Origin of the sequence: Pseudomonas izuensis, assembly GCF_009861505.1 — a bacterium.
Lineage (GTDB): Bacteria > Pseudomonadota > Gammaproteobacteria > Pseudomonadales > Pseudomonadaceae > Aquipseudomonas > Aquipseudomonas izuensis.
This window is the reverse complement of record NZ_WTFT01000002.1, coordinates 1-15,928: the sequence shown is the minus strand read 5'-3', so window position 1 is coordinate 15,928 and position 15,928 is coordinate 1. Positions and strand designations below refer to the sequence as shown.

Below are 15,928 nucleotides of genomic sequence, written 5' to 3'. Positions count from 1 at the left end.
AATCCATGGCGCCCACTGACGCAGGCGCTCTTAATTCGCGAGGAGCGAACATGGACTCCACATCCCCCGACTGCCCCCCTGTTTGTTTACTACGCCTGCGCGACGTTATGGATCGTGTCGGGCTACGCTCGAGCGCGATTTACCAATCCGTGCAAAGGGGAACTTTCCCAAAGCCCATCAGGCTAGGGAATAGTGTTTCTGTGGCTTGGCTTGACCAAGAGGTTGACGCATGGCTCAGGGCACGACTCAAGTCCCGCCGACCCAATCCCATCCCACGCAAGCGCCGTATGAAGGGAAACGATGTAGAGGGCCAGGTCAAATGACTGACAATCTGCGGGTCATGCGTATCGAGGAGGTCATGAAGCGGACTGGTCTGGCCCGCGCTTCGGTCTACAAGTACGCCCTGAACCAAACCTTTCCACAACAGATTCAGCTTGGGCGTGGCGGGGCCGTGGGATGGCTTGAGCATGAAGTTAATGCTTGGGTACAAGAGCAAATCGACAAGAGCCGGAACAAATCAGTCAGCGCATAAAAAAGCCGGACGTGAGGGGCATCCGGCTGCGCTGATCACTCCCGCCAAGCAGTGGTAAGCACGCTGATTGTCGCACTCGGTCTGACCTTCGACAAACTATTCGGGGGCGATCCTCATGAGTATCAAAAATGAGCATCAGGAGCATTGCTTGCCGCTCGCTGGCGAGCTGTTTCCTGACAGCAAGATTCATCGATTCCACGCTCCCGGTGATAAACCAGGACGCGATAGTGGCTGGTACTGGCTCCACCCTACAGGTGAAGGCTTTTGCACTTCGTGGAACCCACACAGCACAGTCATCTGGCACGGCTCCAGCCATCGTATCGGGAGGGGTTGAGCAATGGCGCGTTCGCGCAACATCAAGCCCGGCTTCTTCAAGAATGAGCTTTTGGCCGAACTCCCCGCCTTTGACCGCCTGCTTTTCGCCGGCCTGTGGTGCCTTGCCGACCGAGAGGGGCGCATCGAGGATCGTCCGAAGCGGATCAAGATGGAGCTATTTCCCTGTGATGATTACCAAGTAGAGCAGGGGCTTGCCGCTCTGGAGCAGGCTGGGTTTATCGAGCGATTTACCGTCGCCGGCTGGACGGTTATTGAAGTTTTGAACTTCACCAAACACCAGAGACCACACAGTACTGAAAAGGACAGCGCGCTGCCGGACAGGCATGGTGAATTAACTATCCATGAACGAAAAAAGAACGGTTGCATCACGGGGGAGACACGCAAGGTCCACGTTCACCCACCGTCAGAAAACGTAAATTCACCGTTAGATAACGCCCTGATTCACTGATTCACCGATTCCTGATTCCTGATTCCTGATTCCTGATTCCTGATTTAGCCCTCGCCCCCGCTTTTGCTTCTGTTCTGCCTGATGATCGAAAGATCATTGACTTTGATCTTTAGCCCGAGTGGGGCCCCGCTTGCGGGGTCGAGGGCTTGGGGGGTGTGCATGACAGCTGGCTATGAATGGGCTACGACGGTGGTTGGCGACCTTCTGGATGGATTTAACGGTGACCCTGTGGCAGCGGTGGTCGGCTTGATGGCACTCGGTTACGGCCAGCCGGTGCCGGTACTGCTGCAAGCTCAATGGCCCGATTTCGACTTACAGTCCGGTGTCTGGCGGGTCGGCGTCGAGGCTCTACCGCTGACCGCGCCTTTCGTGGTGCTGCTGAAGCGCTATCGGCGCTGCTGTGCTGGTCGGGGTGGTGGCTTGTTCGTGGGGAGTAGGGACGGATCGCTGGGCAAGGCTGAGGCTAACGCCAGGGTGCACGAGCTGCTGCGTGAGTTCTTCAACCTGAGTGACCTATGCGCAATGGCCATTTGCGCGTGTCCGGACCTGGGCGCGGCCGAATTGAGAGCGCAGCGCCTACGTGAGTATGCCGATCTGGGCGCAACGGCTGAGCAGCTAGAGGCGCTGGAGCGTGAGATTAACGGTCGCCTGCGCCGCCTGGTGAAGGCTTGGCACGGTGATGTGCTGTGTGTCGCGGCAGCGATGTCGACGCGGGGTTTTACGCACTGATTGAGACCGGAAGGCGTCCTTACTGCCAGGTCGAAGCCGACGTCGAAGGTGTCTTCACTGCCAGGTGAAAGCCGACGTCGAAGGTGTCTTCACCGCCAGGTCGAAACCGACGTCGAAGGTGTCTTCACCGCCAGGCCGAAGCCGACGTCGAAGGTGTCTTCACCGCCAGGTCGAAGCCGACGTCGAAGGTGTCTTCACCGCCAGGTCGAGGCCGACGTCGAAGGTGTCTTCACCGCCAGGTCGAAGCCTACGCCCAAGCAGGCTTCAGCGTCTTCACCGGCAGGCCGAAGGTGATCGGGTAGGAGTGAACGTGCGGCGCGGCCCTGATCGGGCTGACTGCCAGGTTGGTCAGTCGAGTGGCGAGGTATGCGATGGGTGAGACGCGATACATCGAGTTCAGTGATCCAGCGATTAGAGCCGAAGCAAAAGATGAATACGTGCGTGACCTGCGCGACCAGCGCTACCCGGACTTGAGGTTTCGTTTTCTCAAGGATCGACGACGCGGCGCGTGGTACACGGTGCACGATGGTAAGTGGCAGAAAGCGGCTGATTGGCCTTGCTGCGGCTGCAAGGAGATGGATGCGCGGATGTCGTCGCTGATGTTACTGCGTGCTGGCGGTGTTCACCCTGACGCCAGGCTGCGCGCTCTGTATACGGTGGGTGACGTGGTGTCGTGGTATCTGGAGCGGCATTTGAACACGGCCACGGTATCGAAGGCGCGCAAGGCCAGTTGCCGGTCGCTTGCCAAGAATTGGCTTCTCCCAAGGCTGGTGGGTATGCCGGTGGATCAGTTGAACACGGCCACACTTGATCAGCTATTGATTCAACCGATGCAAGCGTTGGTAGCCCCGGCCACGGTGTGCAATGCCTATCGGGTATTGAACGCGGCGTTTCGCACATCCAAGCGTCTGGGACTGCTGAACGTCAATCCTCTGGCTGACGTCAGGTTCACCGATTTCAGGTTGGGCCGCATAAGGCCGAAGGGGGCACGGTTGTTTCCGCGTGACGTTGGTCGGGTGATGGATCTATTGGCACAGCGCCTGCTGAAGTCGCCAGGGCCTTGTCTGTTGGCGCTGCTGATGCTCTGTCACGGTACGCGGATCGGCGAAACGCGGCAGGCGCGCTGGGACCAATTTGACTTGGATACCGGCTGGTGGGTGATTCCGGCTGAGCTGACCAAGACGCGAACGCGGCTTGAGCTGCCGCTGACACCAACTGTAGTGGCTGTGCTGCGTTGGTACAGGGATCAGCTATCCAGCAAGCCGAGCGTGTATCTTTTTCCAGGTGGTCACGGTCACGCGCTGACGGGACCGGGGGCATCGTTGGCGATTGCCAGTCTGAGCGCCGGTGCCTGGTCAAGCCACGACCTGCGTAAGCTGGCACGGGCTGGATGGCAGCATCTGAACGTCAATTATGTCATTGCCGAGCAGTTGCTGAACCATGCGATGCCGGGGCTGACCGAAACCTATGTGCAGGGTGACCTGTCGTCATTGAAACGGCAGGCGCTGGAAGACTGGCACGGTGTCGGTGCGGGTGGTGTGGATGGGCTGGATTTATCGCGGCGCTTCGGCTTTATAGTAAATCCGCTCTAATTTTCCTGATCCTACTAAGGCGCGTGCTAGATGGTCTACGCGCCTGTAGCTGCGTTTGCCCGGTAAAAGTGCTTTTTTTTGTGGGTAAAGCGGGGGCGTTGAAAAAAAGAATAGCTGCGAGATGTTTTCGAGTTAAGGCGTGAATGCTGAGTTTAGAGGGGTTGCGTGGCGTTGGCTGGGTTTGGCTTATTAGTCTGAGGTGTTCGAATGTCAAATCCACTGTGACGCGCTCTAGTGCGTGCCTTTGCGGGCTGCGCGTGAGTCTCGAGGGTCTCGGATAGGTAACAGTCGGCATGAGCAGGGAGCATTGAAAAAATTTACCAGCTCGCATAACACTCAATAAATCAGTGGGTTGCAAAGGGGTTAGAGGGAAAGTCCGGGGAGAGGCGCCTGCAAATTTCTTGCACCACAGCTCTCGGCATGGGATGTCTTCTTCGATCAAGTCCTTGCCTACAGACTTGGCTGCTGTGTGTCCGATGCGCAGCTTGTAGACATCCACATACGTTGAAGTATCTTCACCTTGGGAGCCCGACAGGGAACATGACCAAGTAGGCCTGACAGGTGGGTTGGCTGGCACTTGGTGGAGGGATAATCCAAACGAGCTTGGAGATTGCCTAGAAAACCCAGGGCGATTCATCCTTAAGCTTTCTACCTCTAGACGCGCGCTCAATCTCACTACTCGCCTTCAACTTCGCACGTGAGGAGAAACTCGCGACCGCTTGTCAAATCAAACAGCTCTGCTATACAGTTCTTGTCAAAGGATTTGTCAAATGGTGTAGAATCCCGGCCCTCGTTGGGGACGGTAGAAGGAGATGATCATGACTGAGCGTGATGGGGTTTTAGCAGGAGCACCACTAATCTACGCACTCAGCGTGGTGAGATTTGCTCCCATTCTCAAGCTACCCAAACTTATTCCCGAAATTCATCAAACCATTCGTCAAAGCCTTCCGGGCTTTTTCCAGATGGTCAAAGGTGTGCAGCCAGGGGTCATGCATGGCACTGAGCCGAACTCTTGGGCGTTTTTAGATCGGGACGCTACGTATGCCTGCGTTTTGGGTAATGATCATCTGATCCTACAGAGTACGAGCTACCTTCATTTCGACAACCACCTCAAGCTTTTTCGGCAGTGCCTAGAGGCATTGGTGGAGCAAGTCGGTGGACTCGATATCACCGGCATCGGGATGCGCTACGTTGATAAAGTCGAGCCATTAGCAGGTGAGACTCTAGCCGATTACCTTCCCGAGGCTATGTTACCTATGAGAAGTGATGGGTTAGTTGAGGCTGGAAGGGCTCCTCAAGCTCTTTTAGGGATTTCCACCACTACCTACCATCTAGATCCGGAATTTCTGCATATTAGATGTTGGCGACAAACTGGTATGTGGATACCGGAAGACTTGGCAGAGCCTGCGATGGTTTTTGAAATTGCTAAACAAGCCAAAACCTCCACCAAGCCTGGCATGCCGATGCACAACGCTTTCGTCCCTGTTAGCGAGAACGGGGCGCTTCTAGACATCGATGCATACTGGCCAATGTCGCTAACTGAGCGGCTTACAACTGATGAAATCTGCAAAAAGCTCGATGGTCTGCATAAGACTGCTAATTTTGCATTCAGGGCGGTAGCCAAAGAACATGCTTTTTCGGTTTGGGGGAAAGCCAGATGACAGCATCAATGACAGGTCTGTGGGTCGACCAACGTGGCACTGCGATTAGCCCTTCGGTGACGTGGGAAAGCCCCGAAATTGCTCCGCGTGTCGCCACTAGCACAGTCAGCCCCTTGCTGGCCCTGACTTTTGTGGCTCTGCTTGCGGTGACGGGTTCTACCACCACGTTCAATGGTGTCGAGCACTACCCACTCCTGATTGGCTCCGTCGGCACAAGCTTCCACAACGTAATTCCAGGTGCGTGGACTCAGGTCGATACAGCCCACTCAGCCATAACGGATGAGGTTGCACCTTATGTTATTGAGGAGCTGAGAAGCGAATACAAATTGTCCGATAGCACCATCGCTGAGATGTTCAATGTATCTCGCCAGACGGTGTACAATTGGCGAACAGGGAAGACTGCAACTGGTCTTCCAGATCGGCTTGGGGCTTTAACAGAGGCTCTCCGGCAAGTTAGACCTGAAGACATTCCGTATCTACAGCGCGTGCTTTTTTACCCCACCGCAGATGGCCGCTTGATCCAGGACGCGCTTTCAGATGAGGCTTGGGATCGAGACGGTGCTTCTGGTGTTATTGGAGTAGTTGCTGAACTGGCCGCCAAGGCGCAGCAGCTGCGAGAGAGGGACCTCAAGACCATCGCCAGGTTGGATAGACCGGGTGGTTCTCATTCGGTTTGATTTATGGCTGACACACCTGAGTTCAAGATTGTTAGCGCTATTAGCGCTGCTGGCTGGCTGCAAGGAGATATCATCTCAGGTGAGGCGTTGATCGAGCACATCCCTGCTGGTGTGCTGGAGTCTCAATTTGACGGTAAGGCACCCACATTCTGGGTACTTGCATCCCACTCTTGTACGGTGCATGCGCGAACCTTTGACGATGCGCCGCTCGTTGAGTGGATTGCCGTCAAGGTAAAGAAAAAGCCATTTGCCAAGCACTTGAATGCAATCAACCCTCGGGTTTTGCAGCTACAGGTTGCAGAAAGACAGATCCTTGAGCTGAAAATCCACCGCAGAGTGTGGACCAGCAGAGCGGTACTACCAACTCTTCCCCGTAATTCGGACATCACGTTGAGCGACGAGCTTCGTGGGATATTTTCCTACTGGCTCGCCCATGCCTATAACCGGATCGCTATGCCTGACGAACTGGTGAACCGCTTGAAAGCGGAGCATGACGAAGACGGGATGAAAGGCGTTGCCTTGCTGGTGGACGGTTTTCTTGAAAAAAATAACCATATGCTGGCAAGCGCTTGGGTCTCCTTCTACCCCACTTGGGAAATAAAGGACCCAGCAGAGCCCTACGAAGTCTTGTTCCGTTTTTTAACAAAGCGAGAATATAGCCGCCAATACGAAGAGTTGAACGCCGAACTAAACCAATTACTCGGTGTGGCAAGGGAGTTGAGCCAAGGCTTAGTCTTTGGAGGCGCCGAGGTAACAGTACTCCAGGACTTCACGATGCTGGATGCTGAGGAGTACGTGCGTTACAACCTATACGATTGGCTCAGTGTGGGTGATTCGGATGAGGACGCAGAAGGCGATGACAGCTCCGATCAATAGTCGAGCTGCTTTAGCACATCAAGTATTCGGCGTGCGGCTGAAGCACTCCCGATAGAAGCTGCAGGTAAGGGTCGAGGTAGCCCTCGCTGTGCCGATAATTGCAGACATTGCCGACTGCGAAATTGAACTTCACTTGACCACCATTTTGCATCCGACCTGACCAGTCATTTGCATTCGATCAGACCCAGATTACATCGGAATTGACCAGCACGCTTCCTAACCACGACCGGTAGAAAACGACCCGAAGCAGACATTCATGGTTTGCAAAGACTTCAACAAAGGCTATCAGTTTTTAGTGTTCACTCCGGCGTCATAAGCACTGCAAGCGTCATGTTTATAAACTCTTCGTTTCTGCTAATGGCTGCTAGCGCTCCGCGTACGTTGCTGGAGACCTCGGTTGCCCCCTGTTTCTCTGCCCAGAGTGTCAGCTCCATTATGGCCGCCTCTAGGGCCAACTGATTTTGATTGAGCTTGAACAGCAGGGAAGGGAGTAGGTCTTCATTGGACATCTCGATTCCTCCGTGGAAAAGATCAGCTTAGCCTCTTTATGTCTTGACGTTATTCGCGCTCCAACTGCCGGGCATCCGAAGTCACTGCTTCCATGATTGAAACCAACTCCTCCAGAAGCTCCGCGTAATGACGCGTCATGTAGGCAGCAATGTTTTCATTTCGAAGGATCCGCATGAGATATCCTTTGGCTACGACCAGAACCAACATCGTCTCACCCAGAGTGTCTTCTACCTGCTTGTAGTCGTGATGCAGGTTTTCCAGTTCTCGCTCCATGCGGGCGATGTCTACTGCACTCACGTCAGAAGTCGACTTCTTCTTCGGTTCTACCAACATCTCTGGCCGGGAGGCGGCCAACACCATGCGTGCGTAATTCCTAGTGAAGCAGTTTGCCGAAATCATCATCTCCACCGTTTCGATTTGGCGGATCGGCTTCATCATTCGTAGGGATCGAAAGACATCTTGCGAAACCATTCGCACCTTAAGCATTTCTGCCGCCTCAGGCGCTATTCCTTTGAGTAGGTTTTCACGCTCGTGGACACGATCCACGTTGATTCCAAGCACCTTGGCAATTCGTTCCGCTTCAATCCCCCGCTTCATGGCGGAGATAATCATTTTGTGTTCTTGAATCGGAGTCAGCCGGTTGATTTGTCGGTTGTAGGTAAAGCCTTCGTCATCGGTCGAAACCAGGCACAGTGCTTCTTTTGCCCCCAAGGCCTTGAGCGCCTCAAGACGAAGATGCCCATCCAATAGCATGTACGAAGCAATCCCATCTTCGATAAGCGGCTTGGGATGGACAACCAGCGGCTCGACGACACCAAGTTCCTTCACTGAACTCAAAATGCTGGCATATTTTTTACTACCAACCATCAAATGCGAGACTTGGCGTGACGGCAGGATGCGCTCCAAGGGAACCGCAATGACGCGCTGTTCGAAGGCTTGTTTTACTTGGCTCGTCATTGCACATCCCCTGTTATTCGATCTGCCAACGGTTTGGGCATGTCAGGTATTTCTTCGTTACGAAGAAGGGTGCTGAAGTACTCATCAGCCAGCAGCTTTCGCATGGCAGTTACGATGATTAGAAGCCGCTGCTCATTGATGTCCGATTTTTTGATCATCACCTTTTGGCGCCGAACCTCCTTCTGGTACGCATTGAGCAGTTTCTGAGGTGTGGTTTTCTCTTTCGTCGCTGGAACACTTTTGTAGTTCTTGCCAAACGTTTTTCGTCTATCAATCAGTCGGCGTACCTTCATCAACTGCTCGCCTCTGAGCAACCCGCTTTCGTAGGCGTCTATCATGGCCTGCTGGACGTCGCTGTCTTTAGAACGAGCGATATCAATCGCCAGTTTTATGGATAGCCATCCCTTCTCGACAGCCGCGATCAGCCGCTCCTCTCCTTGCCGAAGCAAGGTCAAAATTCCTTGTATGTAACCTGAGTCCAGGCAAGTTTTATTCGCGATCTGAAGGCACGTATATCCGCGATCGGAAAGGATCTGGATTGCAGTCAAAAGCTCACGATTGGAATGTTTTCTCCGTGCAAGATTCTCTACCAGGCCGATAAGGTAACGGTCGGCCTCCGTGGCGCTGACCACGATACAAGGAATGGTTTTCTCACCTAGAGCTTGAAATGCTTCGAATCGACCTTGGCCACACACGATCTCGTAGGGCTCGGTACCGGTCGTGGTTGGTGCGACTGTAATCGGACGTTTGAGACCTAACGCGGAGATGTTTTCTACCAGTTTGGCGAACACCCGCTTGTTGCGCATACGGGGATTAAGCACCCTAATATCGGTGAGAGGGATGAGGCTTATCATCGACTCTTCTGCCACATGCATTGGTGCTCTATGTGGAGGTAGGATCGCGGTCGTCATGCCACCCTCCTGTATTCAACGCGGCGAGACAGCTCCGAGAGGATATCCAGGGTGTCGAACCGGTAGATTTCAAGATCGGCCTGATTGCTCTCCGCTAGGCGCAACTTAGGAGATTGCATGTCGATGGTGGGAAGGATGTAGTAATCCAGTGCAGCATCTTCGAGCTCTTGCATTCGAACAGCCACAGTGATGTCAGGATTCAATCCCAGATCAAAGCGGATGTTCCAGCGCTTATGGCCAGCCACAGTTGTCAGACAGCGACACAGCACAAGTGATATGGACAGTTCCTGGTTAACCATCATCAGGTCAGTCTGTGGGTCTACCGAGACGTGGCCACCGACCTCCGCGATTTTCGTAATCGTCTGCTGCAAAAGCTTGGGGTGCATCTCGCGTAGTCGTTTGTTGGCTTCGATGTAGTAATAGTCTCTCGCGGGTGTGTACCCAACCAGCGAGTAACACCGGAGCAAACTCCCGAATCGGCTTTGATATGCGCTGCTCGAGGGACATCCCTCCGCTTCGTCGATGACCAGCCCCGATAGAAAGCCACGACGTTCATAAATGCTCTTCAACACGCTAAGCATCTCGTCATCGGGCATGCGATAGGAACGTGTCAGGATGATCGACTGAGCGGCCTGAAAAAGGATCGTGCTTACGATAGGTCGGAATGCTGCATTGGCCCGTATCCACTCTTCTGGCGGGTTCTGAGTCCGTGTTTGCTTCAGCTTGAAGGAGTTGTGATTCCAAACGTTGTTTCCGACGTATTTTTCGTTAATCAACACTTGGTGCACGGTGCCCCGAGACCACAATCGTTTACGATCTGTCAGCACTCCTTGAGCGTTCAACCATTCGGCAATTTCACGCTCACTCCTGCCTTCCTCGACAAACAGTCGATAGATATTCAGCACCATTTCGACTTCACCTGGAGGGCCGGGCACCAGTATCACTCGGTCGGTTTGAATGCTTTTATGCTCGCCAATTCTTAGCTCATTTTTCGGCGAGCCGGTGCTGTCGACCAACTGCCTTCTGAGCCCAAACCCAGCCACGCCTCCTTGGCGATATCCCAGCTCAATGAGTCGGGATTGCCCTGCGAAAACTTTTACCGACAATTCCCTACTGTACTCACCGGCCATCATCCGTTTTACGCTTTTAACGATGTTGGAGACAGGCGATCCGTCATTGGTAAATTGCTCGGCACAGTATTGAACTGAAACTCCCGCCTGCCGGCACCGCACCTCGTAACTGGCGCTGACATCGGGATCCTGGAAGCGACCCCAGCGGCTAACGTCATAAACGAGGACAGTCGAGTATTCAGCTCGGCCACTTTCCACATCGAAGAACAGCTGCTTGAGTGCTTCACGGCCTTCGAGGCGTAGGCCGCTCTTACCTAAATCCGTGTAGACCTTCACGATTTCCAATGTGTGAGTGGCGGCATAAATGCGGATAACGTCGAGCTGATTCTCAGTGGAATATTGCTGGTGCTCAGTGGACATGCGGACATACGCGGCTGCCGGGGTCGTGTTGGACTCATTACCAGCTCCACATGCATCAGTGAGCCTTTGCATCGACAACGTCCTCGCCCTACCAATTTCGGGTTGGGCTAACGCCAAGCGTGACCAATCACTTTGTTTTTCGGATCGCTCTAAAGAAGGTAGAAGATCGGGGAGGGAAAAATGTTCACGAAAACGGGTAATTCTTTTCTGGCCCAAAAACAGTACGCAGCTGCCATCGCCCACGCGCTTCACAACGAGCTTGGCGAAACGCATCAGGCGACGAAAACGTTAATGCGTTGGACGAATGCCAACGAAAGAACGGTCAAGAATTGGATGGCAGGAAGCAACGGCCCGCGTGGTGAACACTTAGTGGCCCTGGTGAAGCATTCTGACTTTGCACTGGCCGCGTTTCTGGGTATGGCAGGAAGACCGCTTGCGTTGAATGCAGCAGAGCTGCCATTGCTAAGACAGAAGCTTCAGATGGCAATCGAGGTAATCGATTCGTGCCTACCGCTTAGGCAATGATTTCTTCAATTAGGCCATTAGTGGATCGAAGTCTTGTACTTTGTACTCTTCTATCATCAGTACCTGTCGCTAATAGCGATGTCTATTACTGTATAGTAAGGGGTTGAGCCAAGCTGGTCAGCGAGAGGCCGCTTATGGCCGTTTTCTGCCTGTTGCGGAGGGCCGTTACCGACCCGAAGCAGCCAAAAGGAATACGAAATCAAGATCGATTCAGTCTGCCGCACCTTCCAGCATGACATCAGCAGATAAGTTTTTCTGTTTCAGCTGCTTGTTAATCAACTTCAGTGGTTCGCGCATTGCCTGCTCGAGCCGAGTCATGTGCTGAATCATCCACTGGATCATCTCGGGCCAGTTCGATTTGTCGTATCCATCAACTTCTTTAGTGTACTGGATACGACAGGCTTTTTTGTTGGGCATGGGCAGCCAAACAAGACTATGTCCAAACGCCACTTCAATCCCATCTCTCTGCGCTTCCAAGCGCTCGAAAACAAAGCTGTTCGCAGCGGCCTGACTGTTTTGCAGGCTCAGACCGACCCGTACTTCGTTTTTGCCGAAGATAAGCTGATATGGCATACCGCTCAAACCTGAACCGGCGTTGAGCCAGTGATCCTTCGTTGGGCTGATGTTGTTATATACGGAGCAATTACTCTGACTGAAGGCTTCTAGCGCCCGCTCCCAAAAGTCCTGCCGCAGGGTGTGACGATGCTTCTGCTCACTGTCGGCATTTTTTTCTTCATCCTCCTTGGCCACCATTCCGATCATGAAATCGGAAGACTCCGGCGTAGGGATAATCTGCTCACAGTTGAGGAACAGTTCGTCACCAGACTGATAGGGCGTCACTTTGAAACACTGGCAGGCGATTCCAAATTGACTGAGCCACAGTACCGTATTCGTAATTTCTTTGCGGTAACGAGCAGCGACTAAGATCAACCGTTGTGTCTTTATCCGGTTGATCTGTGCGGCTTCCAATCCATCGATCTCTAGAAACTCGATCAGATTATCAACAGCACTGCCCGCTGGCTGGCCATGTTCTTGTGCTTTTTGATTTAAGTAGCGTTGGTAAATGTCGATCACCTGAGCCTTGCTCAGATTGGCGCAGTAGCTAGCGTATTTTAGTGCCTGCCAAATAACGTCACGCCCAGAGTCGTCGAGTTTGTTCTCGATGATTACTAGGTTTCCCTCCTTGTCGAGGGCTAAAAGGTCGAGGCGTTCGCGGGTATCATCGAAACCATCAAACTCCTTCTGAATGATCAGCAGTTCCTCCCCATCGCCCTGAGCCAGCGCCTGTGGGCAGTTTTCCAGCCACTCTTGCAAATGCCTGCGTTCGGTGAAGCCCAGCTCTCCAAAGCGCTTGATTTCCAACGGTGCGATACGGTTCTGGATCGGATTGATCTTAAACATGAGCCACTTCCTGTAACTCGGCCTCTATGTCTTGCAAGCGTACCTCGCCAGAGATCATTTTTTGCCGAGTAGGTGCTACGGAGTTGAGTGAGGTTTTGTATGTCGCATTCGTTTTTGACCAAACACTCAAGGACCTGGTCCCGCTTGGGAGTTTAGTGGCCCACTACCCCCAGGGCACTCTAAAGCGTTTGAAAAAATTGCTTCACGCGGGCAAAAAGTGTGGGGTTGCGCGTGGGGCTGGAGACCAAGCATATTTTAGAGCAGCTTATTTAGCGGCCTTCAGAACGAAAAAGCCCGCAGCGACGGCGGGCTTTTTCAGCAAGCGGGTAACAGGCTCAGATAGGCCGGCTGCCGTACTTGTTGTCAGGCTTCTTGGGCGGATCGGCGACCACGTTGGCCTCCACTTCCTGCACTTTGCCGCCACGAGCCAGGAACTCTTCCATGGCCTTGGCCAGGGCGTCACGTTCCTTGTTCTTGGCTTCGACACTCGGCAGCTCATCGACCGATACCGCTGCCTTGGCTTTGCCTTTGGCGGTCGGAACGGGCGCATCACCACCATCGTCTTCAGCGACGTCTTCCGCCGCTGCTTCCAGACCTTCTTCGGTTTCGTCGTCGTCGCCTACTTCGAGGTCGTCGTTTTCCAGATCATCGTCGCTCATGTTCTACCTCATGACTTGCGAAAAGCAGATTAGTTATAGCCCAGCTTTGCCCTCTGTCGAAGGCTGCCGGAAAAAAATCAACAGCCGCTGGTGACCAGCGGTTATGCCCCTTCACCGTGCACGGTGGCGAGGACTTTACGAGCACCGCCATGATCACGGTGCTCGCCCAGGTAAACGCCTTGCCAGGTCCCTAACGCCAGTCGGCCCGCCGAAATCGGCAAACTGAGCTGACAGCCAAGTACGCTGGCCTTGAAGTGCGCCGGGAGGTCGTCCAGGCCTTCGTCGTTATGCTCATAGCCATCTGTTCCTTGTGGGATCAGACGATTGAAAAATCGTTCGAAGTCGCGACGTACCGCCGGATCGGCGTTCTCGTTGATGCTCAACGACGCCGAGGTATGCTGTAGCCACAAATGCAACAGACCGACCCGACATGCCTTGAGTTCAGGCAGGCCGGCGAGTAACTCGTCCGTTACCAGATGAAAGCCCCGGGGCCTCGCCCGCAAGGTAATCAGAGTCTGTTGCCACATACAGTTCTCCGCACGTTCGGGGCGCATTCTAGCGCGCTCTGGGAAAAAACAAAGGCCCTAATAATCCTTCCATCATGTAAGCCTTCGGCGGCACAAATACACGCGTCGTAATCGCTCACAAAGCTGAAAGAAAAAACCTTTCAGCCGCACCCCTAATGATAAATCGCGGACAAAAAAATGCCCGGCAAGCCGGGCAAGTTTTTACATGCGCGTGCTTACAAGTTGTAGCCGCGTTCGTTATGAAGTGCCAGATCGATGCCGACCGATTCTTCTTCTTCGGTGATGCGCAAGCCCATGACAGCATCCAGGACCTTGAGGATGATGAAGGTGGCGATCGCGGTGTAGATCACCGTGACGCCGACGCCCTTGCACTGAATCCAGACCTGCGCGGCAATGTCGGTCACAGTGCCGAAGCCACCCAGGGACGGTGCCGCGAACACACCGGTCAGGATCGCGCCGAGGATACCGCCGATACCGTGTACGCCGAATGCATCCAGGGAGTCGTCATAGCCGAGCTTGCGTTTCAGGGTGGTGGCACAGAAGAAGCACACAACGCCTGCTGCCAGGCCGATGATCAGCGAACCCATCGGGCCCACGGTGCCAGCGGCTGGAGTGATTGCCACCAGACCGGCAACCACACCCGAAGCGATACCCAATGCACTTGGTTTGCCGTGGGTGATCCACTCGGCAAACATCCAGCCCAGTGCAGCGGCAGCGGTTGCGATCTGGGTCACCAGCATTGCCATACCGGCCGTACCGTTGGCCGCAGCAGCGGAACCGGCGTTGAAGCCGAACCAGCCGACCCACAACATCGCTGCGCCCATCAGGGTGTAACCGAGGTTATGCGGTGCCATCGGGGTGGTCGGGAAGCCTTTGCGCTTGCCCAGTACCAGGCAGGCAACCAGGCCAGCCACACCGGCGTTGATGTGAACCACGGTGCCGCCCGCGAAGTCGAGCACGCCCCAGTCGCCCAACAGCGAACCCGGGCCGCTCCAGACCATGTGCGCGATTGGCGCGTAAACCAGGGTGAACCAGACGCCCATGAAGATCAGCATCGCGGAGAACTTCATCCGCTCGGCGAACGCACCGACGATCAACGCCGGGGTGATGATCGCAAAGGTCATCTGATAGGTAACGAACACGGCTTCAGGGAACAGTGCCGCCGGGCCAGTAACGCTGGCAGGCGTGATACCCGCGAGGAAGGCCTTGGCAAAGCTGCCGACGAAGGAGTTGAGGTTGACGACGTTGGCTTCCATCCCCGTGGTATCGAACGCCATGCTGTAGCCATAAATGAACCACAGGATGGTGATCAGACCGGTAATGGCGAAGCACTGCATCATCACGGAAAGAATGTTTTTGGACCGAACCATGCCGCCGTAAAACAGCGCCAGGCCAGGAATAGTCATGAACAGCACAAGGGCAGTTGAGGTCAGCATCCAGGCGGTATCACCGGAATTGAGGACTGGAGGCGCCACCGGATCTGCCGCCAAAGCCAGGCCGGGCATTACGAGGGACAACAGGGCTCCTAGCCCTGCGAATTTACGCAGAGTCATTTTGTTTTCTCCTGGGGCGTTGGGTTTGTGGCGGCTTAGATGGCGTCGGTATCGGTTTCGCCGGTACGGATGCGAATCGCCTGTTCCAGATTGACCACGAAGATCTTGCCGTCACCGATCTTGCCGGTGTTGGCGGCCTTGGTTATCGCCTCGATAACCCGGTCAAGATCCTTGTCGTCAATGGCGACATCAATCTTCACCTTTGGCAGGAAATCGACCACGTACTCCGCGCCGCGATACAGCTCGGTATGACCCTTCTGCCGACCGAAGCCTTTGACTTCAGTGACGGTAATGCCCTGCACGCCGATCTCGGACAACGACTCGCGCACGTCGTCCAACTTGAACGGCTTGATGATGGCAGTGACTAGCTTCATGAAAACTCTCTCCCGAATTGGTGGACTTGCCCCAGGAAAACAAACCCGTCTCAAGTCTAAGCGCAGTGCCTGGCTTTGTAACGCATCGTCGGCCCTACCCTTGTCTCTTATTAACATCTGGCGCTTCCGGAGGATTCGTCGGGTGATGGTTCGGGGGGGTGGTGGTTGTT

Annotated in this window: 18 protein-coding genes; 9 read left to right on the top strand and 9 right to left on the bottom strand. The window is 54.3% G+C overall.

Going from position 1 to position 15,928, the window contains the following annotated elements:
• Window positions 1-5 precede the first annotated feature (5 nt).
• The 8 genes from GPL81_RS00240 (at window position 6) to GPL81_RS00205 (ending at window position 6,851) form a co-directional block, all read left to right on the top strand.
• Window positions 6-323, top strand: a complete 318-nt coding sequence (locus tag GPL81_RS00240; RefSeq protein ID WP_343038514.1) for a helix-turn-helix transcriptional regulator — start codon at window positions 6-8, stop codon at window positions 321-323.
• Complete coding sequence (locus GPL81_RS00235) at window positions 320-532, top strand: helix-turn-helix transcriptional regulator (protein WP_160104751.1); 213 nt, start codon at window positions 320-322, stop codon at window positions 530-532. The genes GPL81_RS00240 and GPL81_RS00235 overlap by 4 nt, the downstream gene beginning before the upstream one ends.
• A 337-nt stretch (window positions 533-869) precedes the next feature.
• Window positions 870-1,316: a hypothetical protein gene (locus tag GPL81_RS00230; RefSeq protein WP_178122548.1), complete on the top strand. Its 447-nt coding sequence runs from the start codon at window positions 870-872 to the stop codon at window positions 1,314-1,316.
• 159 nt (window positions 1,317-1,475) lie between these two features.
• The gene (locus tag GPL81_RS00225; RefSeq protein WP_160104750.1) at window positions 1,476-2,045 is read left to right on the top strand and encodes a hypothetical protein; all 570 of its coding nucleotides are present in this window, start codon (window positions 1,476-1,478) and stop codon (window positions 2,043-2,045) included.
• A gap of 371 nt (window positions 2,046-2,416) precedes the next feature.
• Window positions 2,417-3,637, top strand: coding sequence for a tyrosine-type recombinase/integrase (locus GPL81_RS00220; protein WP_160104749.1), 1,221 nt, complete (start codon window positions 2,417-2,419; stop codon window positions 3,635-3,637).
• Between the two features lie 818 nt (window positions 3,638-4,455).
• The gene (locus GPL81_RS00215) at window positions 4,456-5,298 is read left to right on the top strand and encodes a TIGR04255 family protein (RefSeq protein WP_160104748.1); all 843 of its coding nucleotides are present in this window, start codon (window positions 4,456-4,458) and stop codon (window positions 5,296-5,298) included.
• The gene (locus tag GPL81_RS00210) at window positions 5,295-5,975 is read left to right on the top strand and encodes a helix-turn-helix transcriptional regulator (RefSeq protein WP_246218860.1); all 681 of its coding nucleotides are present in this window, start codon (window positions 5,295-5,297) and stop codon (window positions 5,973-5,975) included. Before GPL81_RS00215 ends, GPL81_RS00210 begins: the two co-directional genes overlap by 4 nt.
• A gap of 3 nt (window positions 5,976-5,978) precedes the next feature.
• A complete protein-coding gene (locus tag GPL81_RS00205; RefSeq protein WP_160104747.1) occupies window positions 5,979-6,851 on the top strand; it encodes a hypothetical protein in 873 nt (290 codons plus the stop codon).
• Between the two features lie 299 nt (window positions 6,852-7,150).
• Here GPL81_RS00205 and GPL81_RS00200 read toward each other — a convergent pair whose 3' ends face one another.
• From GPL81_RS00200 to GPL81_RS00185, 4 genes are read right to left on the bottom strand one after another with little or no spacing between them, the layout of a single operon-like run.
• Window positions 7,151-7,360 (bottom strand): hypothetical protein, encoded by a 210-nt coding sequence (locus tag GPL81_RS00200; protein ID WP_160104746.1) that lies wholly within the window; start codon window positions 7,358-7,360, stop codon window positions 7,151-7,153.
• A 49-nt stretch (window positions 7,361-7,409) separates the two neighbouring features.
• Entirely contained in the window at window positions 7,410-8,318 is a 909-nt protein-coding gene (locus GPL81_RS00195) for a plasmid partitioning protein RepB C-terminal domain-containing protein (protein ID WP_160104745.1), read from the bottom strand.
• Complete coding sequence (locus tag GPL81_RS00190; protein ID WP_246218859.1) at window positions 8,315-9,229, bottom strand: ParB/RepB/Spo0J family partition protein; 915 nt, start codon at window positions 9,227-9,229, stop codon at window positions 8,315-8,317. Before GPL81_RS00190 ends, GPL81_RS00195 begins: the two co-directional genes overlap by 4 nt.
• On the bottom strand, window positions 9,226-10,791 hold the full coding sequence (locus GPL81_RS00185; RefSeq protein WP_160104744.1) for a recombinase family protein: 1,566 nt from the start codon (window positions 10,789-10,791) through the stop codon (window positions 9,226-9,228). Before GPL81_RS00185 ends, GPL81_RS00190 begins: the two co-directional genes overlap by 4 nt.
• A gap of 108 nt (window positions 10,792-10,899) precedes the next feature.
• Between GPL81_RS00185 and GPL81_RS00180 the strand changes: the two genes are divergently transcribed.
• Window positions 10,900-11,244, top strand: coding sequence for a hypothetical protein (locus GPL81_RS00180; RefSeq protein ID WP_160104743.1), 345 nt, complete (start codon window positions 10,900-10,902; stop codon window positions 11,242-11,244).
• A 210-nt stretch (window positions 11,245-11,454) separates the two neighbouring features.
• Here GPL81_RS00180 and GPL81_RS00175 read toward each other — a convergent pair whose 3' ends face one another.
• The 5 genes from GPL81_RS00175 to glnK all read right to left on the bottom strand — a co-directional run bounded on the left by GPL81_RS00175 (window position 11,455) and on the right by glnK (window position 15,758).
• Window positions 11,455-12,645 (bottom strand): DUF4268 domain-containing protein, encoded by a 1,191-nt coding sequence (locus GPL81_RS00175; RefSeq protein ID WP_160104742.1) that lies wholly within the window; start codon window positions 12,643-12,645, stop codon window positions 11,455-11,457.
• A 335-nt stretch (window positions 12,646-12,980) separates the two neighbouring features.
• Window positions 12,981-13,304 carry a transcriptional regulator SutA gene (gene sutA, locus GPL81_RS00170; RefSeq protein ID WP_007980816.1) on the bottom strand — a complete coding sequence of 108 codons (324 nt, stop codon included), beginning with the start codon at window positions 13,302-13,304 and terminating at the stop codon, window positions 12,981-12,983.
• 101 nt (window positions 13,305-13,405) lie between these two features.
• Window positions 13,406-13,831 (bottom strand): secondary thiamine-phosphate synthase enzyme YjbQ, encoded by a 426-nt coding sequence (locus GPL81_RS00165; RefSeq protein ID WP_160104741.1) that lies wholly within the window; start codon window positions 13,829-13,831, stop codon window positions 13,406-13,408.
• Window positions 13,832-14,046: 215 nt separating this feature from the next.
• Entirely contained in the window at window positions 14,047-15,384 is a 1,338-nt protein-coding gene (locus GPL81_RS00160; RefSeq protein WP_160104740.1) for an ammonium transporter, read from the bottom strand.
• A 35-nt stretch (window positions 15,385-15,419) separates the two neighbouring features.
• The gene (gene glnK / locus GPL81_RS00155; RefSeq protein WP_002555808.1) at window positions 15,420-15,758 is read right to left on the bottom strand and encodes a P-II family nitrogen regulator; all 339 of its coding nucleotides are present in this window, start codon (window positions 15,756-15,758) and stop codon (window positions 15,420-15,422) included.
• Between the last annotated feature and the right edge of the window lie 170 nt (window positions 15,759-15,928).